Origin of the sequence: Micromonospora sp. NPDC023737 (assembly GCF_040639715.1) — a bacterium.
Lineage (GTDB): Bacteria > Actinomycetota > Actinomycetes > Mycobacteriales > Micromonosporaceae > Micromonospora.
Genome location: NZ_JBFAAL010000002.1, coordinates 64,977 through 84,888 on the forward strand (window position 1 = coordinate 64,977; position 19,912 = coordinate 84,888).

Annotated in this window: 16 protein-coding genes; 14 read left to right on the forward strand and 2 right to left on the reverse strand. The window is 72.0% G+C overall.

Translation table 11 applies throughout. The features are described 5' to 3' along the window. Positions 1–241: 241 nt before the first annotated feature. From AB0F98_RS05640 to AB0F98_RS05670, 7 genes are all read left to right on the forward strand, one after another. Positions 242–1,486 carry a fused response regulator/phosphatase gene (locus AB0F98_RS05640; protein WP_357729255.1) on the forward strand — a complete coding sequence of 415 codons (1,245 nt, stop codon included), beginning with the start codon at positions 242–244 and terminating at the stop codon, positions 1,484–1,486. Beyond that, complete coding sequence (locus tag AB0F98_RS05645) at positions 1,483–3,207, forward strand: ATP-binding protein (RefSeq protein ID WP_357729258.1); 1,725 nt, start codon at positions 1,483–1,485, stop codon at positions 3,205–3,207. Before AB0F98_RS05640 ends, AB0F98_RS05645 begins: the two co-directional genes overlap by 4 nt. Further along, the gene (locus tag AB0F98_RS05650; RefSeq protein ID WP_357729261.1) at positions 3,204–3,656 is read left to right on the forward strand and encodes a response regulator; all 453 of its coding nucleotides are present in this window, start codon (positions 3,204–3,206) and stop codon (positions 3,654–3,656) included. The genes AB0F98_RS05645 and AB0F98_RS05650 overlap by 4 nt, the downstream gene beginning before the upstream one ends. Next, positions 3,649–4,458, forward strand: a complete 810-nt coding sequence (locus AB0F98_RS05655; RefSeq protein ID WP_357729264.1) for an inositol monophosphatase family protein — start codon at positions 3,649–3,651, stop codon at positions 4,456–4,458. The genes AB0F98_RS05650 and AB0F98_RS05655 overlap by 8 nt, the downstream gene beginning before the upstream one ends. A gap of 357 nt (positions 4,459–4,815) precedes the next feature. Then, positions 4,816–5,760, forward strand: a complete 945-nt coding sequence (locus AB0F98_RS05660; RefSeq protein WP_357730842.1) for a hypothetical protein — start codon at positions 4,816–4,818, stop codon at positions 5,758–5,760. Between the two features lie 36 nt (positions 5,761–5,796). After that, positions 5,797–7,350 (forward strand): fused MFS/spermidine synthase, encoded by a 1,554-nt coding sequence (locus tag AB0F98_RS05665; RefSeq protein WP_357729267.1) that lies wholly within the window; start codon positions 5,797–5,799, stop codon positions 7,348–7,350. A gap of 70 nt (positions 7,351–7,420) precedes the next feature. Next, positions 7,421–9,073: a serine/threonine-protein kinase gene (locus tag AB0F98_RS05670; protein WP_357729270.1), complete on the forward strand. Its 1,653-nt coding sequence runs from the start codon at positions 7,421–7,423 to the stop codon at positions 9,071–9,073. 149 nt (positions 9,074–9,222) lie between these two features. Here the strand turns inward: AB0F98_RS05670 and AB0F98_RS05675 are convergent, their stop codons facing one another. Then, the gene (locus AB0F98_RS05675; RefSeq protein ID WP_357730845.1) at positions 9,223–9,855 is read right to left on the reverse strand and encodes a TrkA family potassium uptake protein; all 633 of its coding nucleotides are present in this window, start codon (positions 9,853–9,855) and stop codon (positions 9,223–9,225) included. Between the two features lie 25 nt (positions 9,856–9,880). Further along, a complete protein-coding gene (locus AB0F98_RS05680) occupies positions 9,881–11,215 on the reverse strand; it encodes a potassium transporter TrkG (RefSeq protein ID WP_357729274.1) in 1,335 nt (444 codons plus the stop codon). A 393-nt stretch (positions 11,216–11,608) separates the two neighbouring features. On the opposite strand from AB0F98_RS05680, the gene AB0F98_RS05685 reads away from it, so the two are divergent. The 7 genes from AB0F98_RS05685 (at position 11,609) to AB0F98_RS05715 (ending at position 19,889) form a co-directional block, all read left to right on the forward strand. Then, positions 11,609–12,808: a substrate-binding domain-containing protein gene (locus AB0F98_RS05685; RefSeq protein WP_357729277.1), complete on the forward strand. Its 1,200-nt coding sequence runs from the start codon at positions 11,609–11,611 to the stop codon at positions 12,806–12,808. Between the two features lie 4 nt (positions 12,809–12,812). Next, complete coding sequence (locus AB0F98_RS05690) at positions 12,813–13,556, forward strand: ABC transporter ATP-binding protein (RefSeq protein WP_357729280.1); 744 nt, start codon at positions 12,813–12,815, stop codon at positions 13,554–13,556. Continuing rightward, positions 13,553–14,329, forward strand: a complete 777-nt coding sequence (locus AB0F98_RS05695) for an ABC transporter ATP-binding protein (RefSeq protein ID WP_357729283.1) — start codon at positions 13,553–13,555, stop codon at positions 14,327–14,329. Before AB0F98_RS05690 ends, AB0F98_RS05695 begins: the two co-directional genes overlap by 4 nt. Continuing rightward, entirely contained in the window at positions 14,329–15,219 is an 891-nt protein-coding gene (locus AB0F98_RS05700; RefSeq protein WP_357729286.1) for a branched-chain amino acid ABC transporter permease, read from the forward strand. Before AB0F98_RS05695 ends, AB0F98_RS05700 begins: the two co-directional genes overlap by 1 nt. Beyond that, positions 15,216–16,343 (forward strand): branched-chain amino acid ABC transporter permease, encoded by a 1,128-nt coding sequence (locus tag AB0F98_RS05705; RefSeq protein WP_357729289.1) that lies wholly within the window; start codon positions 15,216–15,218, stop codon positions 16,341–16,343. Before AB0F98_RS05700 ends, AB0F98_RS05705 begins: the two co-directional genes overlap by 4 nt. A gap of 113 nt (positions 16,344–16,456) precedes the next feature. Continuing rightward, positions 16,457–17,203, forward strand: a complete 747-nt coding sequence (locus AB0F98_RS05710) for an SDR family oxidoreductase (protein WP_357730848.1) — start codon at positions 16,457–16,459, stop codon at positions 17,201–17,203. Positions 17,204–17,684: 481 nt separating this feature from the next. Then, complete coding sequence (locus tag AB0F98_RS05715; RefSeq protein WP_357729292.1) at positions 17,685–19,889, forward strand: DEAD/DEAH box helicase; 2,205 nt, start codon at positions 17,685–17,687, stop codon at positions 19,887–19,889. Positions 19,890–19,912: the final 23 nt, after the last annotated feature.

Sequence of the window (19,912 nt, forward strand, 5' to 3'; positions counted from 1 at the left end):
CCGCCCGTCGGCGGCTTCGACGTCGTCCGGCCACTGCCCGGCCGGCGGGTTCCGGGCGGAGGTCGACCGTCCGGTCGACGGGACGCTTTCTGCCTGGTTTGCCCGCTTATCTGGTAGTGATTCGGCCCATGCCCGGCCCCACCGAGTCCGTCGTGTTGTGTGCGACCGTTGTGTAATACAGGATCAGCAGGGCACTCGGAAGGAGCCCGACATCACCAGCGAACTCCCGCGTCTCGCGGCGGTGACCCGGCCGAATCGGGGGACCGGTCTGGCCGGTTCCTCCGTGGTGCCGTACCCGCACGGCGGCCTGGGACGGCACCCTCACCTGCCGCCCGGCGAGCGGCTGCGGGTGCTGCTGGTCGAGGACGACGAGGGCGACGCCTTCCTCGTCGGGGAACTGCTGGCCGAGACCAACTCGATGATCGACCTGCTGGTTGCGACGAGCCTCAGCGAGGCACGCCGACGGGTGACGGGCGTGGACTGCGTCCTGCTCGACCTGGGTCTGCCGGACGCCCAGGGCCTCGACGGGCTGCGCCAGGTGCTGGAGATGGCCAGCGGTGCGGCGGTCTGCGTCCTGACCGGGCGGAGCGACGAGCACCTCGGCATCGTGGCGGTGGCCGAGGGCGCCCAGGACTACCTGGTCAAGGGCCAGGTCGACGGCGTCCTGCTGACCCGGGCGCTGCGCTACGCGGTCGAACGTAAGCGCGCCGACGAGAACGCCCGCCGGTTGCGTGAGGTCGAGCTGCGCCAGGCCGAGTCGGCCCGCCTCGAACGGGGCCTGCTGCCGCAGCCGCTGATGACGACCGACCAGGTCGCGGTGCACACCTTCTACCGGCCCGGACGACATGCCGCGCTGATCGGCGGCGACTTCTACGACGTGGTGCAGACCCGTCCCGACCGGGTGGACCTGATCGTCGGCGACGTCTGCGGGCACGGGGTCGACGAGGCGGCGCTCGGCGTCGAGCTTCGGGTCGCCTGGCGTGCCCTGGTGCTCGCCGGGGTGCCCGACGACGAGGTGCTGCCCGCGCTGGAGCAGGTGCTGATGAGCGAGCGCCGACTTCAGGAGATTTTCGCGACCGTCGCGACGGCCCGACTCGACCTGAACCAGAACCGGGCCGTCGTACGGTTGGCCGGTCACCCGCCGCCGCTGCTGCTCGCCGGTGGTGAGGTGGCACCGGTGCCCGCCCCCGGCGGCCTGTTGCTCGGCGTCCGGCCCCGTCCGCCGGTCGCCTACGACCTGGAGTTCGACACCGAGGACTGGTCTCTGTTGATGTACACCGACGGCCTGATCGAGGGACGCGTGGGCGACAGCGACGATCGGCTCGACGTGCCCGGGCTCAACGAGCTGCTGGAGGAACCGGCCAGCCGGGGGGTGCCCCTGCCCGAGCTGCCGGCCTGGCTCGTCGGGCGGGCCGAGCAGATCAACGGTGGTCCGCTCGCCGACGACGTCGCCATGCTGCTGGTCTCCCGGGGAGGTGGCCGGTGACCGGCGCTGTGCGCGGCTGGAGCCTGCGCCAGCGGGTGGTCGCGCTGCTCGCGGTCGTCGGGGTGCTGCTGATCGGGCTGGCGGTGACGGAGGCGTCCCTGGCCGAGCGGAGCCGCAACCAGGTCGACGCGCTGCTGAACAAGACCAGCCCGCTACGGGTGCAGTCGCAGGAGCTGCTCAACGCGCTGCTCGACCAGGAGACCTCAGTCCGTGGCTTCGCCGTCAGCGGCGACCGGGCCGACCTCGGCCCGTACGAGGCCGGGGTGCGGCAGGAGCAGGACATCGTCTCGTCGATGCGGCGACTCCTGGCCGACTACCCGCAGATCGAGGGAGAGCTGCGCCAGGTCGAGAGCCGGGCCGACCAGTGGCGGCGGTTGGTCGCGGAGCCGGTGATCACCACGACCGAGCAGCGTGGCACCGCGGCCGGCCAGGCCCTCGTCACCGAATCGGCCCGGCAGCAGTTCGACGGCGTCCGGGTCGCCGTGGACGACCTTCAGGCCGAGATCCTCAACGCCCGGGAGAGCAACGCACGCGAGGTGCGCCGTACCGGCAACCTCCTGGCCGTCCTGCTGATCGTCGCCGCCCTGGTGGTGGTGGTCGCCGGGGCATTGCTGCTGCTCTCGCTGGACCGGACGGTGGTGCGTCCGCTCACCGGCCTCGCCCAGCAGGTACGGGAGGTCGCCGAGGGCGATTTCGCCCATGTGATCTCCGGTTCCGGCCCGCCCGAGTTCGTGCAGCTCGCGGAAGACGTGGACGCGATGCGCCGCAGGATCGCGGCGGACCTGGCCGAGGTGCGGGAGGCCCGGGAGCGGATCGAGTGGGTCAACAGCCAGCTCCAGAAGCAGGCCGAGGAGCTGACCCGGTCCAACCGTGACCTGGAGCAGTTCGCGTACGTCGCGTCGCACGATCTCCAGGAGCCGCTGCGTAAGGTCGCCAGCTTCTGCCAGCTGCTCCAGCGCCGCTACGCCGGCCAGCTGGACGAGCGGGCCGACCAGTACATCGCGTTCGCGGTGGACGGCGCGCAGCGGATGCAGCGTCTGATCAACGATCTGCTGGCGTTCTCCCGGATCGGCCGGCTGACCACCGGCTTCACCGAGGTCGACCTCAACAAGGTGATGGGGGACGTGTCCGGCCAGACCGAGGCGGCCCGGCAGTACGCGGACGCCGAGCTGACCTGGTCGGAGCTGCCGGTGATCCGGGGCGAGGAGCCGCTGCTCACCAACCTGCTCGCCAATCTCGTCAGCAACTCGATCAAGTTCCGTCGGCCGGACGTGCCCGCGAAGGTGCACATCTCCGCCCGGCTGGTGGGCGGGGAGTGGGAGATCACCTGCCGCGACAACGGCATCGGCATCGAGCCCGAGTTCGCCGACAAGATCTTCGTCATCTTCCAGCGGCTGCACCCGAAGGACGCCTACCCGGGCACCGGGATCGGGCTGGCGATCGTCAAGAAGATCGTGGAGTACCACGGCGGCCGGGTCTGGGTGGACACCGACGTCGCCGAGGGTGCCGCGATCCGGTTCACGCTGCCCGCGCTGCCGGAGGACCTTCCCGCGACGGGGGAGGGCCCGGACGAGACGTCGGCTGCCGGCGCGGACGCGGAGGCGGGTACGACGGCCGGCGGTGGTTCGAACAGCGCACCGGAGCAGTCCGCCGGGGCGGAGCGTACGGAGGAAGCGCCGGCAGGCGGTAGGACGGGCGGCATGAGGGAGACGGTGGGATGACCGTACCGGCGGACGGCAGGAGCCCGATCGAGGTTCTGCTGGTCGAGGACGACCCGGGCGACGTGTTGATGACCCAGGAGGCGTTCGAGGAGCACAAGCTGCGTAACCGGCTGACCGTCGTCTCCGACGGGGCCGAGGCGCTGGCCTACCTGCGCCGTGAGGGCCAGTACGCGGACGCGGTGGCTCCGGACCTGATCCTGCTCGATCTCAACCTGCCGCGCCGGGACGGCCGTGAGGTGCTCGCGGAGATCAAGAAGGACGAGCAGCTCCGCCGGATCCCGGTGGTGGTGCTCACCACCTCCCAGACCGACGAGGACATCCTGCGCAGCTACCAGCTGCACGCCAACGCGTACGTGACCAAGCCGGTGGACTTCGATCGGTTCATCGCGGTGGTCCGCCAGATCGACGAGTTCTTCGTCAGCGTGGTGAAGCTGCCGCCGCGTGGCTGACACCCTGATCGACGACGTGGGTGGGCTGCTCCGGGAGGCAGCCGACCAGGTCGTCGTACCCCTGTTCCGGAAGCTCGACGACTCCGACGTCGCGGAGAAGGCGCCCGGTGACATCGTCACCGTGGCCGACCGCCGGGCCGAGGAGATGATCTCGGCGGCGCTGCGCCGGCTGCGTCCCGGCTCGGTGGTGGTGGGTGAGGAGGCCGTCGCCGAGGACCGGGAACTGCTGCGGCACCTGCGTGACGGCGGGGACGTCTGGATCGTCGACCCGATCGACGGCACCGCCAACTTCGCCGCCGGCCGCCGGCCGTTCGCGCTGATGGTGGCGCTGCTGAGCGAGGGGCGGCCGGCCGCCGCCTGGGTGCTCGACCCGCTCGCCGACATGCTCGCCACCTCCCGCGCCGGTGAGGGGACGTACGTCGACAGGCACCCGGTCCGTACCGACGAGTCGACACCGGAGTTCGGCCACCTGCGCGGCATGGCGATGACCCGGTTCCTCCCGACGGCCACCCGCGAACGGGTGAACGCCGGCGGCGACCGCCTGGGCGAGCTGCTCCCCGGGCAGCACTGTGCGGGCCGGGAATACCTGGACATCCTCGTCGGGCGGCAGCAGTTCGCGCTCTTCTGGCGCACCCTGCCCTGGGACCATGCCCCCGGGACCCTGCTGGTGGAGTGCGCGGGTGGTGTCGCCCGCCGGTTCGACGGCGCCGACTACCACCCGGCCGACGAGGGGCAGGGCCTGCTGGTCGCGGCGAGCGAGCAGATCTGGAACGACGTCAGCGCGGCCCTGCTCGACGGCTGATCCACGCGCTCGGCGACCGTCCCGACACCGTACGTCGGCGCGGCGCGCCCTCGGCCTTCACGGGACGGGCCGGCGCCGCTCGGTCCGGTATCGTGACCGGCGGTCACCGCCAGCAGGCCGCCGACCGGGGCCGGCGGGACCGCCGCCGCGCAGGTTGTACGGGGGGCCGGCGGTCGACGGAAGGACGCTGTCGTGCCCAGGACCATGCCCAGCCGGCGTCGCGCCCGCGGCCCGCTCAGAGACCGTCGGGAGACCCTGCAGCGGCTGCGGCGGGCCCAGCCGTCGACCGGCGGCGTCGGAGTTCGCCCCGGGGTTTCCCGACGGTCTCTGATCGCCCTGCTCGCGGCCGTCGCGCTGATGCTCGGCGGCGGCGCGGTGCCCGCGTACGCGGAGCCGAACGAGGGTGGCACCAAGAAACTGCGCGACGCGCTGACCGCCACCGCGCGGGCGCACATCGAGGCGAAGCAGAAGCTGGACAACTCCAAGCGCCGGCAGAAGCAGTTGACCGACCACCTGGCCGGGCTCCAGGTCCGGGTCGACGACCTGAGCGCGCAGGTCGGCGAGGTCGCCGCGCGTTCCTACCGGATGGGTCGGCTCACCCCGGCGTCGATGCTGCTGGGCAGTGCCTCCCCCGACGCGTTCCTGGAGCGCGCGGCCAACCTCGACCTGATGGCGCAGCGGGACGGCAAGCGACTGCGCGAGCTGACGGAGACCCGCGAGCAGGCGCGGCGGGCCAAGCTCGCCATCGACGCCGAGGTGCGGCAGCAGGCGAAGCAGCTCGCCGTGATGGCGAGGAAGAAGAAGGAGGCCGAGGCGGCGTTGGCGGCGGTCAGCTCCGGCGGCAGCGGTGGGTTCGGCGGCGCCAGCTCGACCTCGGCGAAACCCGCACCGCGCAACTCGGACGGCTCCTGGCCGTCGGAGTCCTGCTCGGTGAACGACCCGACCACCTCCGGTTGCATCACCCCGCGCACCCTCAACGCCCTCCAGCAGACCAAGGCGGCCGGTTACCAGCGCTACGTCTCCTGCCACCGCAGCGGCGGCGACGGCGAGCATCCCAAGGGTCGGGCCTGCGACTTCTCGGCCGCCGCGGGAGGCTTCAAGGACCAGAACGCCACCGGCGGCGACAAGGCGTACGGTGACAGTCTGGCCGCCTGGCACGTGCGCAACGCCGATCGACTCGGTGTGCTCTACGTGATCTGGTACCGGCAGATCTGGCACCCCGGCACCGGCTGGCGCTCCTACAGCGGCAGCGGCAGCCCCGCGGCCAGCCATACAAATCATGTTCATCTCTCGATGTACTGACCCGCGCGGACTGATGGGCTGCGTACCATCGCGACGATGAATCTCTCACCGTCCAACGTCGCGGACCCACCCGCGCCACCCGTGCCGGTCACCGGGCGGGCCCTGCCCCACGGGCTCGCCGCCTTCCTCGTCTTCTTCTCCAGCGGAGCCGTCCTGGTGCTGGAGACGGTCGCGCTGCGCCTGGTCGGCCCGTACGTAGGGGTCACCCTCCAGGTGACCAGCTCGGTGATCGGCGTCGCGCTCGCCGCGATCGCGTACGGCGCGTGGACCGGCGGGCGGCTCGCCGACCGGCGTGACCCTCGTCCGCTGCTGGCCCCCGCTCTCGTGCTCGCCGGCATCGCCACCGCCGTCACGCTGCCGGCCGTCCGGTACGCCGGCGAGGTGCTGCGTGGCGGCGCGGCCAGCGCCATCCTGCTCCTCGTGGCCCTGGCCGTCTTCGTGCCGGCGCTGCTGCTGTCCGCCGTCACCCCGCTGGTCGTCAAGCTCCAGCTCGCCGACCTGCGCCGTACCGGCCAGGTGGTCGGGCGGCTGTCGAGCATCGGGACGCTGGGCGGCATCACGGCCACCCTGCTCACCGGGTTCGTGCTGGTCGCCGCCCTGTCGAGCACGGTGATCCTGCTGGCGCTGGCGGTGTCGCTCGGCGTCGCCGGCCTGGTCCTCGGCTGGTACCTGCACCGGCAGGGGGCCGCGGAACTGCCCGGCCCGGGGCGGGTCAAGGCGGTACTGGCCGTTCTCGGCCTGGTCGGTGCCGGGTTGAGCACCGTCGCGCCGAACCCGTGCGACATCGAGACGGCGTACCACTGCGCGAAGGTGGAGGCCGACCCTTCGCGGTCGAGCGGCCGGACGCTGCTGCTCAACTCGGCGCAGCACTCGTACGTGGACCTCGCCGACCCCCGCCACCTGGAGTACGCGTACACGAAGTGGTTCGGTGCGGTCGCCGACGTGATTGCGCCCACCGGGCAGCGGCTGGACGCGCTGCACCTGGGCGGGGGCGGCTTCACCGTGCCCCGGTATCTGACCGCCACCCGTCCCGGCACCGACAACCTCGTCTTCGAGATCGACAGTGGGTTGATCGAGCTGGGCGAGCGGGAACTCGGCGTACACCAGGGGCCGGACCTGCGGGCGGTGGCCGGCGACGCGCGGCTGCTGGTCGCCGCCGAGTCGCCGGAAAGCCGTGACCTGGTGGTGGGCGACGCGTTCGGGCACCTGGTGGTGCCCTGGCACCTGGCCACCCGGGAGATGGTCGCCGAGGTACGCAGGGTGTTGCGCCCGACCGGCGTCTACGTGCAGAACGTCATCGACTACCCGCCGTTGCGCTTCATCCGCAGTGAACTGGCCACTGTCGCCGCCGAGTTCCAGCACGTCGCGCTGATCGCCCCGCCGGAGGCGATCATCGGCGAGCAGGGCTCCAACTTCGTCCTCGTCGCCTCCGACGCGCCGCTGCCGCTGGACGCGATCGGCGAACGGCTGATCGAGGTGGACCCCCGGACGAGCCTGGTCGCCGATGCCGAGCTCGACGAGTTCGTCGGTGAGGCGTTGGTGCTCACCGACGACTACGCGCCGGTGGACCAACTGCTCGCCACCGCCTGATCAGGTGAGTTCCCGACCGATTTCGACGAACGAGGTGTAGCCAGGGCCGGTCCGGGCAACAACCCCCACCATGGGTGGAGGGGACCGGTTCGGTGTGCGGCCGCTCGGTGGGCGGTACCGGCTCATCGAACAGCTCGGCGCGGGTGGCATGTCCGTGGTCTGGCGCGGCTACGACGAGGTGCTCGGGCGTCAGGTCGCCGTCAAGGTGCTGGCGTCCCGGCTGGCCAGCGACCGTGCGTTCCGGCACCGGATCCGGATCGAGGCGCAGGCCGCCGCGCGACTGTGCCATCCCAACATCACCAACGTGTACGACTACGGCGAGGCCGAGCACGACGGCGTGACCACGCCGTACGTGGTGATGGAGCTGATCGACGGCCATTCGCTGAGCAGCCGTCTCGGCCGGGAGCGGCAGCTGCCCTGGCGGGACGCGGTGACGATCGCCGCGGAGGTCGCCTCGGCGCTGGCCACCGCGCACGTCCGCGGGGTGGTGCACCGGGACGTCACCCCGGGCAACGTGATGCTGACCGCCACCGGGGTGAAGGTCGTCGACTTCGGCATCTCCGCCCTGGTCGGGGAGAGCGAGAAGGGCACGGACGGCGCTCTGCTCGGCACCCCCGCGTACCTCGCGCCGGAGCGCCTCGACAACGGCCAGGTCTCGCCCGCCACCGACGTGTACGCCGTGGGTCTGCTGCTCTACCGGATGCTCACCGGTCGGCTGCCCTGGCAGGCCAGCACCACCACCGGGATGCTGCGGGCGCACCTGTACAACGACCCGGAGCCGATGCCCACGGTGCCGGCGCTGCCCGACGAGGTGGCCGACCTGGTGCACCGCTGCCTGGCGAAACGCCCCGAGGAACGGCCCCCCACGGCGGAACTCGCCCGCACGCTGGCCGACGCGGCCGGGCTGCTCACCGCGGTGCCCGTCTCGCCGGCCGCCGGTCCGGCGGGCCCGGCCACTTTGGCGGACGCCGGCACGACGATCCTGCCCTGGTCCGCCGAGACGGGAGCGTTGCCGCTGCCCACCCGGCACCGGCGGGCCGTGGCCCGGCGACGGCGCGTCGAGGTCGGGGTGGCGGCGGCCGGGGTGGTGGCGGTCACCGCGGCGCTCTGGGGAGTGACCGGGCGGAGCCCGGCGAACGGCGATGCCGAGCCACCGGCCGAGGCCCGGATGGAGTTGGATCGAGCGCCCGCCTGCCAGGTGTCGTACGCGCTGCGCAGTGACTCCGGCAAGGACTTCGCCGCCGAGTTGACCCTCACCAACACGGGCGATCGGGAGTTGCGCGACTGGGCGATGAACTTCGTCTTTCCCGGCCGGCAGACCGTGATCCGGGCGACTCCGGCGTCCGCGAGCCAGCAGGGGCAGGCGGTGGTGGTCCGCCCGATGGCGGCGCAGCCCGCCCTGGCGCCGGGTGCTACGGAGAAGGTCAGCCTCACCGGCCGCTACACCGGGGCGAACCCGCTGCCGGTCTCGTTCAGTATCGGCGGCGAGAGCTGCGGGGTGCAGGTGTCCGGGGTGGCCGGTCGGGCACCCACCCCGGCAGCGCCCAAGTCCCCGGTAGCCACGAAGTCCCAGGCCAAGGCCACCACCTCGAAGACCACCACCAATTTGCGTGCTGCCGGCTCGGGCGGCCATGGCGGCCACGGCGGTGCCGGCGGCCCCGCCCCCAAACCCAAGCCCGACAAGCCTGAAAAGCCCACGAAGCCCAAGACGGGCAAGAAGTAGCCATCTCCGCGCCCGACCCACACCCCACCCCCCAAGATCCGCCCCGCACCCCCGCCCCAAGATCCGCACTCCTTCCCGGAAGGCGTGCTCATTCGGGCTCGAATAACCACTACTTCCGGGAAGGAGCGCCCTTCCGGGGCACGGTGGGGTCAGGTGAGCTCGGCGAAGTGTTGGAGCTGGTCCAGGTTGCCCTCGACCACCAGGACGCCCTCCGGTCTGAGCACGGTGGAGTCCGACGCGTACTCGAACGGCTCGCCGGGGAGCTTGGCGCCGAGTATGCGTATGCCGTAGTCGTCGATCGGCCGTATCTGCGCCAGGGACTTTCCGGCCAGCGCCTCCGGCACGCGTACCTTCGCGATGGCGAAGTCGTCGCCGAACTCGATGAAGTCGAGCATCCGGGTGACGATCAGGTGCGCCACACGCTCGCCGGTCTCCGCCTCGGGAAAGATCACGTGATGCGCGCCGACCGCGGCGAGGATCTTCGCGTGCTTCTCGGAGGTGGCCCGGGCCCAGACCTGTGACACGCCGAGTTCCACCATGGCCAGCACGGTGAGCACGCTCGCCTCGACCGACGCGCCGATCGCCACCACGACGCGCTGGAAGTCGCTGATGCCGACCTGACGCAGCGCGTCCTCGTCGGTGGCGTCGGCCTGCACGACCCGGTCGAGCTGGTCCGACCAGCGTTGGACGAGGTCGGCGTTGCGGTCGATGGCCAGGACCTCGTGGCCGAGCCGGATCAGCGCCCCGGCCAGCTGGCCTCCGAAGCGACCCAACCCGACCACCGCGACGCCGCCTGCCTCGCTCTCCCTATCCGACAATGGGTTGCTCCTCTGGATAGCGGTAGAGCCTCCGCCGAGTGTTCAGTGCGATCGCGGACCCGAGGGTGAGTGGTCCGACCCGGCCGATGTACATCAGGACGACGAGCGCGAGTTGGCCACTCTCGGGGAGCGTGGGAGCGAGCCCGACGGAGAGCCCGGTGGTGGTGAACGCGGAGGTCACCTCGAACAGCGTCTGGAGTGCCCGGGTGTTCTCCGTCATCAGGATCAACGTCACCGTGCCGACGACCACCAGTGTGACGCTGATCAGGGCCAGCGTGACCGCCTGCCGCTGGCTGGCGTCCGCTACCCGGCGTCGGCCGATGGTCACATCCGGCTCGCCTCGCAGCTCGGCCCAGATGACGAAGGCGAGCAGGAAGAAGGTCGCCACCTTGATGCCGCCGGCCGTGCTGGCGCTGCCGCCGCCGATGAACATCAGCGCGATCATCAACGGGTAGCTCTCCTCGTCGAGGGCGTCGATGGCGAAGACGTTGAACCCGCCGGTACGGATGAACGCGTCCTGGGCGAACGCGGCGAGCAGCTTGTCGGGCCAGCCGAAGCTGCCGATGGTGCGCGGATTGGCCCACTCGGCCAGAAGCAGGCCGAGGAAGCCGACCAGGAGCAGCGCGGCGCTGCCCCAGACGGTGAGTTTGGTGGCGATGGCCCAACGGGAGGGTTGACGCCACTCCCGTGCCGCTTCGAACAGCGCGGGGAAGCCGAGGCCGCCGATGATCGCGCCGAGGGCGAGCGGCAGGGTGATCCACCCGTCCCTGGCGAAGCCCGCCAGGTTGTCCGAGTAGAGCGCGAACCCGCCGTTGTTGAAGCCCTGGACGGCGTGGAAGACGCCGTGCCAGAGCGCTCGCCCGAGCGGATAGTCGTAGGTGAGGTGGAAACGGAGGGTGAGGACGGCGGTGATCACCGACTCGCAGATCAGCGCGGTGGCGGCGATCCGAAGCAGCAGGCGTCGTACGTCCCCGAAGCCGAACTCCTGCGTCTCGGCCTGCACGAGCAGCCGGTTCCGCAGCCCGAGTTGCCGGGCCACGAGAAGGATGACCACTGTGGCGCCGGTGACGATGCCGATCCCGCCGATCTGGGTGAGCACGGTGATCATGACCAGGCCGAACGGGTTCCAGTAATCCGGGGTGCCGACCACCGACATGCCGGTCACGGACACCGCGGAGGTGGCGGTGAACAGTGCGGTGACGAACGGGGTGGTCCGGTGTTGGTTGGTCGCCCAGGGCAGCATCAGCAGGCCGGTGCCGAGCAGGATCGTCGCCAGGAATCCGAACGGCACCAGCCGCACGGGGTGACGGAGAAGCCGGCGCACCAGACAATCTTCCTGTTCCCCCGGGATCGGGGAGGCCGAACCAGCGCACCCACCACGACTTGGCGAGCGCGGCCGGGTGGATGCGGTCGCGCGCGACCTCAAGGAAGTCGGGCGAGCAGGGGGTGCGCGACGACCCGACTTCCCTGAAGGAGAGTCGATCTTCCGGGACGGGGTCGGTGGTCGATGGCCGGGGCCGACACATGTGGTACGGCGGAACCGGCTTCCGCCGCTACCGTGAGGCGGCGCCTGGATGGCTGTGCACGGCCCGTTGTAAGGCCCGGCCACCCCGCTTCGGTTACTTGTGTGTATCGACCACATAGCTCGTGGGTGACGTCACTTCTAGCGTGAGCCGACAATGAGTTCCCTCCCTCCGAGTCCTCACGTGGAGTCGCAATGACGGTCCGGACGACGCGGCGGGTGTTCCTCTCCGCCGCCACCATGATGGCCGCGGCCCTGGCCGCCACGGCCTGTGGCAGCCCGCAGGACACCGCCTCCGGTGGCGGCGACAGCGCCGCTCCGGTCAAGGTCGGCCTGGTGTACTCCCAGTCGGGTGCCCTGGCCAGCTACGGCAAGCAGTACATCGAGGGTTTCAAGGCCGGTCTCGACTACGCCACCAAGGGCACCAACAAGGTCGGCGACCGGGCCATCGAGGTCACCGAGGTCGACGACGCCGGTGACCCGGCGAAGGCGGTCTCCGCGGCGAAGGACCTGATCGGCAAGGGCACGAAGATCATTGCCGGCTCCACCGCCTCGGGCGTGGCGCTCCAGGTCGCCCCGATCGCGGCCCAGAACAAGGTTCTCTTCATCTCCGGTCCGGCGGCGACCGACGCGGTGACCGGCGCGAACAAGTACACGTTCCGCTCCGGACGGCAGTCGTACCAGGACGTGGTGACCGCGAGGTCGTTCATCGGCGACCCGACCGGCAAGAAGGTCGTGGTGTTCGCCCAGGACGGCGCGTTCGGCGACGCCAACGAGGCGGCCGTGAAGACCGTCATCGGCGGTGCCGGGGCGACCGTCAGCAGCGTCCGCGCCCCGGCCAGCGCCACCGAGTTCACCCCGTTCGCCAGCCAGATCAAGGCCGCCAAGCCGGACCTGCTCTTCGTCGCCTGGGCCGGCACCACCGCCCCCGCGATGTGGCAGACCCTCGACCAGCAGGGCGTGTTGTCGTCCACCACGGTCGTCACCGGCCTGGACATCCGCGCCTCCTGGCCCACCTTCGGCGCGGCCGGCAGCAAGATCTCCTTCCTGTCGCACTACTTCGACGGGGCCAGCGACACCGAGGCCGCCAAGGCGCTGAAGGCCAAGGTCGGCACCGTCGACCTGTTCCACCCGGACGGTTTCGCCGCCGCCCAGATGGTGGTCCGGGCCGTGCAGGAGGGCGGGGACGACGTCGACAAGATGGTGGCGGCCCTGGAGGACTGGACCTTCGACGGGATCAAGGGCAAGATGACGATCCGCGCCGCGGACCACGCCCTGCTCCAGCCGATGTACCAGGCGAAGCTCACCGGCAGCGGCACCGAGTTCACGGCGTCCGCCCAGAAGAGCCTCACCGGTGACGAGACCGCGCCGCCGGCCGTGGCGATGAAGGGCTGACCTGATGCTCGCCACCCGCGGTCTGACCTGGCGGATCGGCGAGGTCGCCATCGTCGACGGCGTCTACCTCGACCTGGCGGCCGGGGAGTTCCTCGGCGTCATCGGGCCGAACGGCGCCGGCAAGACCTCGCTGTTCAACCTGATCACCGGCCTGCGCCGGGCCACGGACGGTCGGGTGCTCCTGGACGGCAAGGACATCACCGATCTTCCGCCGCACCGCCGTGCCCGGCTCGGGCTCGGGCGTACCTTCCAGGCGTCGTCGGTGTTCGGCTCGCTCAGCGTGCGGGAGAACGTCCGGCTCGCCGTGCAGGCACACCGCGGGGGCTCGATGAAGCTGTGGCGGCGGGCGGCGGCCGACCGGGAGGTGGCCGCCGCCGCCGACGCGACGCTCGACCGGGTCGGCCTGGCCCACCGGGGTACGGCGCTCGCCGGCACCCTGGCGCACGGGGAGAAGCGCAAGCTGGAGATCGCGCTGCTGCTCGCCGGCGAGCCCCGGGTGATGCTGCTCGACGAGCCGATGGCCGGGGTCAGCGCCGAGGACGTTCCGGAACTGGTCGCGGTGATCCGCTCGCTGACCGGCGACAGCGGTCGGTCGGTGCTCATGGTGGAGCACCACATGGACGTGATCCTGGAGCTGGCGGACCGGATCGCCGTGATGCACCACGGTGCTCTGCTGGCGTGCGACACCCCGGAGACGGTGATGGCCAACGCCACCGTCCAGGAGGCCTACCTGGGGGAGTCGCTATGACTGCCGTGACGGAGCCGTTGCTCACGGTGGACGACCTGTCGGTCCGGATCGCGGGGCTGCACATCCTCCAGGGGGTGTCCTTCACGGTCGCCCCGACCGGCGTGACCGTGCTGCTCGGCCGCAACGGCGTCGGTAAGACCACCACGCTGCGCGCGGTGGTCGGGTTGACACCGCGCAGCGGTGAGGTGCGCGGCACGATTCGCATGGGAGCGCAGAGCCTGCTCGCCCGCCCCACCTACCGGCTGGTCCGTGGCGGGCTCGGCTACGTGCCGGAGGACCGATGCGTGTTCGCCGGCCTGACCGTGGCGGAGAACCTGCGGCTGGCCGAACGGCGGGGCAGCACCCCGGCGTACGACAAGGTCTTCGCGCTCTTCCCCGAGTTGGAGCGGCGCGCGCGGCAGCGGGCCGGTTCGCTCTCCGGCGGGCAGCAGCAGATGCTCGCGATCGGTCGGGTGTTGCTCAACGACAACCGCCTGCTGCTGATCGACGAGCCGACCAAGGGGCTGGCGCCGAAGGTGGTGACCGAGGTGACCGAGGTGCTGGAACGGGTCGCCGAGTCGGTGCCGGTGCTGCTCGTCGAACAGAACCTCGCGGTCGTCCGGCGGCTCGCGAAGGACGCCGTGGTGCTCGCCGCCGGTCAGGTCGCCTGGACCGGCGACGCGCACGAACTGCTGCTCGAGACGGCGCTGACCAAGTCGCTGCTGGGGGTGGGCACCGGCGAGTCGCGGCGCGGACCGGCGCATTCCGCCGCGCCGGGGAAGGACTCGCACTGATGGGCACCGTGATCCTGCTGACGCTGACCGGGCTCGGCCTGGCGGCGCTGTACTTCCTGGTCGCCTCCGGGCTCTCCCTGGTCTTCGGACTCGCCGACGTGCTCAACTTCGCGCACGGGCTCTTCCTCGGCGTCGGGGCGTACGCGACCTGGTGGGCGGCGGGGAACCTGCCCGGCGCCGGGGCGGACGGGTTCGGCTTCGTGCTCGCGGTCGCCTTCGGGGTGGCCGCCGGCACGCTGGTGGCCGTGCTCGTCGAGCTGGTGCTGATCCGCCCGCTCTACTCGCGCACCATCGAACAGGTGCTCGTCACCGTCGGTCTCTCGCTGGCCGGCGTGGCGCTGCTCCAGGCCACCTGGGGTGCCGACGCCCGTCCGTTCCCGCGTCCCGAGTGGACGCGTGGGGTGACCGGGATCCTCGGTGCGCAGGTGCCCAACGGTGGCCTGCTGCTGATCATCGCCGCGGTGCTGGTGCTCGGCGCGCTGCTCGCCTTCCTCCAGTGGACCCGCTACGGCCTCGTGATCCGGGCCGGGGTGGAGAACCGTGAGATGGTCACCGCGCTCGGCATCGACGTGCGCAAGGCGTTCACCCTGGTCTTCGCCATCGGCGGGGCGGCCGCGGCACTGGCCGGCGCGCTCGGCGGGGTCTACTTCGGCACCGTCTCGCCCGGGCAGGGCAGCTCGCTGCTGATCTTCGCGTTCATCGTGGTGGTCATCGGCGGCATGGGTTCGGTGCTCGGCTCCGCGTACGCGGCGGTCGCGGTCGGCCTGCTGCAACAGTTCGTCAACTACTACGGCACGTCCGGCCTCGGCGACATCTGCGTGGTCGGCCTGCTCGCCGCGGTGCTGCTGCTGCGCCCGCAGGGCATCGCCGGAAAGGTGGCAACGGCATGACCGAGGTGAAGAGCCCCGAGGTTCCCGCGCCCCCCGCGGCGGTGCCCGCCGAACTGAATCGGCAGCCTGGCCGGTGGCAACGGGTACGGCCGTACCTGCCGCTGGTCGCGCTGCTGGTCGCGGCGATCCTGCCGTACTCGACGCTGCAACTGCCGGGCATCTTCGAAGGGCCGCTGAACTCGCCCGGCACCCTGCAACTGCTCGCCATCTGCTTGATCTTCGGCGGGCTGGCCGCCGGGTACGACCTGCTGTTCGGCCGGACCGGCATGCTCTCGTTCGGGCACGCGCTCTACTTCGCGGCCGGGGTTTACGGCACCGATGTCCTGGTCACCAAGGCCGGGCTGCCGCTCTGGCAGGCCGCGCTGCTCACGATCACCGGTGGGAGCATCCTCGCCGCGCTGCTCGGTGCGGTGGCGCTCCGTACGGTCGGCATCGCGTTCGCCATGGTGACGCTGGCCTTCGCGCAGGTCGGGGCGATCCTGGTGGCCCGGGACTTCGGCGGGCTCACCGGCGGCGAGGAGGGTCTGCCGCTGGACGTCTCCGGGCTGCCCGACGCACTGGTCGGGGTGACCAACACGGTGAACCTCTACTGGTTGGCGCTGGCGTACCTGGCCCTGGTCGTGCTCGTGGTGCACCGGGTGAGCGGTTCGCCGACCGGTCGGGTGCTGGCCGGGCTGCGCGACGACGAGCGGCGCATCGGCGTGCTCGGCCTCGACCCGTACCGCTACAAGCTGGTGGCGTTCACGCTGGCCGGCGGGCTCGCGGCGGCCGGGGGCGTGGTCTACTGCCTGATCGTCGGCGGCGCGTCGCCGCACATCACGTCCTCCGAGCTGACCCTGTCGCTGCTGGTCATGGTGGTGCTCGGTGGGCCGGGCACCCGGTGGGGGCCGGTACTCGGTGGCGTCCTCTACATGTATCTGGACCACCGGCTCACCGCGTTCGGCACCTCCGATGCGGTGGACTCGTTGCCCGCGGTGCTGAGCCGTCCGCTCTCCCAGCCGCTCTTCGTGCTCGGCACGATCTTCATCCTGGCCGTCTACTTCTTCCCCGGCGGCCTGTCCGGCCTGACCTCCCGCCTGACCCTGCTCCGCCGATCCCTCCGCCGGCCCTCATCACCCCGTTGATCCCTCCGCCGGCCCTCTTCACCCCGTCGATCATGAAGTTATTGTCATGACACGCCGGGCGGGGTGACGCTAACTTCATGATCGACAAGGGGTCGGCGGCGAGGGAGCGCGTGGTGGACAAGCGGGTGGCTGTGGTCAGCGGGGGCGGCACCGGGATCGGAGCGGCGACCGCCCGGGCATTCGCCATGGACGGGTACGACGTGGTGATCGTCGGACGGCGGGCGGAGGTGCTCGACGCCACCGCCACGCGGGTGGACGCCGAGTGCGGCCGGCCCGGAGCGGTCCGGCCGGTGACCGCCGACCTCACCGACCCCGACCAGGTCGAGCGGGTCGTGGCGGCCCTCGACGGTCGTACGGTCGACGTGCTCGTCAACAACGCCGGCGGCTACCTGGGCCAGCAGGCCGAGACGCTCGCCGGTGCCGCCGCGTTCTGGCGGTCCAACTTCGACGCGAACGTGCTCACCGCCGTACTGCTCACCGAGGCGCTGCGCCCCGCGTTGCGCCGACCGGGTGGCCGCGTCATCCTGGTCAGCTCGATCGCGGCCCAGCGCGGCGGGGCCGGGCCGTACTCGGCGGCGAAGGCGGCACTGCACGGCTGGGCGTACGACCTCGCGGCGCAGCTCGGGCCGGAGCAGATCACGGCCAACGTGGTCAGCCCCGGCTACGTCGCGGACACCGAGTTCTTCGGCGACACGATGACGCCGGAAGGCCACGCCCGGCGGGTCGCCGCCACCCTGGTCGGACGGGCCGGCGAGCCGGCCGAGATCGCCGAGGCAATCCGCTACCTCGCCAGCCCCGAGGCCGGCTATATCACCGGCCAGGTGCTCGGCGTCAACGGTGGATCGGTGCTCGGCCGCTGACCGTGGACACGACGGAGGGGAGGCGAAGCGGCTCCCCGTGTGGCCGCGTCGCCTTCGCTCCGTCGTGCTCGATCAGCCGTTCAGCAGCTCGTACGCGGCCGCCGGCGCGTCCTGCGCGCCGCTGCCCGTCGGCGCCGTGACCTTCGGCGCGGTGCCGTAGTCGCGGTACTGCACGAGGTACGCCTTGCGCCCACCGGCGGCCGGCACCTTGAGGGAGAGCGAGGCGAGCTTGCCGTCCGCGCCGACCTCGGCGGTGAACGGCGCCCATCGCGGTCGACCGCTGGCTGCATGGCCCGTACGCCTCGCTGGAGGACCTGGCGGCTCGCTGCGTGCTGCCGCCGAACCTCACGGAGCCCTCCGCGACCTGCTGCTCTTCCTGCCTCCCGCGCCGCGACCCGACATCGCCCGGTGACGTCGCACCGGCGCCCCGAGGGTCGGCGCGAGCTGGGGTGGTGTCGGCCGTGGCTGGTAGAAATGCCGGATGAGCCAGGATCGGGCGACGGTACGGGAGCGGGCCGAGGCGGTGCTGCGGCGGTTGGCCGGCGAGCACGCCCGGCTCCGCGAGGACCAGTGGCGGGCCATCGAGGCGCTGGTGGTCGACCGGCGCCGGGTGCTCTGCGTCCAGCGCACCGGTTGGGGCAAGTCGGCTGTCTACTTCGTCGCCACCGCGCTGCTGCGCGAGCGTGACCGGGCGGCCGCCGGCGCCATCCCGAGCGGCCCGGGCGACACCGTGGGGCCGACCGTGATCGTGTCGCCTCTGCTGGCGCTCATGCGTAACCAGGTGGAGTCCGCGGCACGGGCCGGAATCCGCGCCCGCACCATCAACTCCGCCAACCTCGACGAGTGGGACGAGATCACCGCCGAGATCCACGCGGGCGCGGTGGACGTGCTGCTGATCAGCCCCGAGCGGCTGAACAATCCGGACTTCCGGGACGGCGTGCTGCCGAAGCTGGCCGCCACCACGGGACTGCTGGTGGTGGACGAGGCGCACTGCGTCTCGGACTGGGGGCACGACTTCCGGCCGGACTACCGGCGGCTGCGCACCTTCCTCGGCAACCTGCCGGCGGGCACGCCGGTGCTGGCGACCACCGCGACCGCCAACGCCCGGGTGACGGCGGACGTCGCCGAGCAACTCGGCACCGAGCTCACCGTCGAGTCGGGGAGCGGGTCCGCGGGGCAGCGGGCCGACGTCCTCGTGCTGCGCGGTTCCCTGGATCGGGAGTCGCTGCGCCTGGGCGTCCTCGACCTGCCCAGCCCTGCGCACCGGCTGGCCTGGCTCGCCGACCACCTCGACCGGCTGCCCGGCTCGGGCATCGTCTACACGCTGACGGTGGCGGCGGCGGGGGAGGCCGCCGAGTTCCTCCGCTCCCGGGGCTATCCGGTCGCCGCGTACACCGGGCAGTCCGACGACGCGGACCGCCGGGCCGCCGAGCAGGACCTGCTGGACAACAAGATCAAGGCGTTGATCGCGACGAGCGCGCTGGGCATGGGCTTCGACAAGCCCGACCTCGGCTTCGTGGTGCACCTCGGCGCACCGCCCTCGCCGATCGCGTACTACCAGCAGGTCGGTCGGGCCGGCCGGGCGGTGGAACACGCCGAAGTGCTGCTGCTGCCCGGCGCCGAGGACGCGGCCATCTGGCGCTACTTCGCCTCGCTCGCCTTTCCTCCCGAGGACCAGGTGCGGGCCGTGCTGGCCGCCCTGCACACCGACCGGCCGCTCTCCACCCAGGCCCTGGAGCCGCTGGTCGACCTGCGCCGGGCACGGCTGGAGCTGATGCTCAAGGTGCTCGACGTGGACGGCGCGGTCCGCCGGGTTCGCGGCGGTTGGCTCGCCACCGGCGAGCCCTGGGTCTACGACGAGGCCCGATTGCGGCGCGTCGCCGCCGCCCGCACCGCCGAGCAGCAGGCCATGCGGGAGTACGCGACCACGCCCGGCTGCCGGATGCGCTACCTGCGGGAGTGCCTGGACGACGCCGGGGCGACCGATTGTGGCCGGTGCGACCGGTGCGCCGAGCCGCTGTTCGGCACCGAGGTCTCGACGGCCGCGTTGAGCGCCGCGGAGACGTTCCTCGGTCGGCCCGGGGTGGAGGTCCCGCCGAAGAAGCTCTGGCCCACCGGGCTGGACGCGGTCGGCGTACCGCTCAAGGGCCGGATCGCGCCCGCGGAGCAGGCGTTGCCGGGCCGGGCCGTGGGCCGCCTCTCCGACCTCGGCTGGGGTGGCCGGCTGCGCGAGCTGGTCGGCCCGGAGGCGGCTGACGTGCCGGTGCCGGACGACGTGACCGCCGCCGTGGTCGAGGTGTTGAAGGCGTGGGCGCGCGACGACGATCCCTGGCCGCGCCGGCCGGTCGCCGTGGTCGCGGCAGGTTCACGCAGCCGGGCCCGGCTGGTCGGCTCGCTCGCCGAGCGGATCGCCACGGTGGGCCGGCTACCGCTGCTCGGCCAGCTGCTACCGGCCGCCGCACCGCCCGGTGCGGCCCGGGGCAACAGCGCCCAGCGGGTACGCGCGCTGCACGAGGCCTTCACCGTGCCCGACGACCTGGCCGCCGCGCTGGCCGGCCTGGAGGGGCCGGTGCTCCTCGTCGACGACCTGGTCGACTCGGGCTGGACCATGACGCTGCTCGCGCGCGCGCTGCGTCGCGCGGGTGCCCCCGACGTGCTGCCGCTCGCCCTGGCGGTCGCCGGCTGATCGTCCGCGGCCGGTGACATCGG

Bases quoted from the DNA above. Each gene is read 5' to 3' on its own strand.
- AB0F98_RS05650 (WP_357729261.1), top strand. From the start codon at position 3,204: ATGACCGTACCGGCGGACGGCAGGAGCCCGATCGAGGTTCTGCTGGTC.
- AB0F98_RS05660 (WP_357730842.1), top strand. From the start codon at position 4,816: ATGCTCGGCGGCGGCGCGGTGCCCGCGTACGCGGAGCCGAACGAGGGT.
- AB0F98_RS05665 (WP_357729267.1), top strand. From the start codon at position 5,797: ATGAATCTCTCACCGTCCAACGTCGCGGACCCACCCGCGCCACCCGTG.
- AB0F98_RS05670 (WP_357729270.1), top strand. From the start codon at position 7,421: ATGGGTGGAGGGGACCGGTTCGGTGTGCGGCCGCTCGGTGGGCGGTAC.
- AB0F98_RS05685 (WP_357729277.1), top strand. From the start codon at position 11,609: ATGACGGTCCGGACGACGCGGCGGGTGTTCCTCTCCGCCGCCACCATG.
- AB0F98_RS05690 (WP_357729280.1), top strand. From the start codon at position 12,813: ATGCTCGCCACCCGCGGTCTGACCTGGCGGATCGGCGAGGTCGCCATC.
- AB0F98_RS05695 (WP_357729283.1), top strand. From the start codon at position 13,553: ATGACTGCCGTGACGGAGCCGTTGCTCACGGTGGACGACCTGTCGGTC.
- AB0F98_RS05700 (WP_357729286.1), top strand. From the start codon at position 14,329: ATGGGCACCGTGATCCTGCTGACGCTGACCGGGCTCGGCCTGGCGGCG.
- AB0F98_RS05705 (WP_357729289.1), top strand. From the start codon at position 15,216: ATGACCGAGGTGAAGAGCCCCGAGGTTCCCGCGCCCCCCGCGGCGGTG.
- AB0F98_RS05715 (WP_357729292.1), top strand. From the start codon at position 17,685: ATGAGCCAGGATCGGGCGACGGTACGGGAGCGGGCCGAGGCGGTGCTG.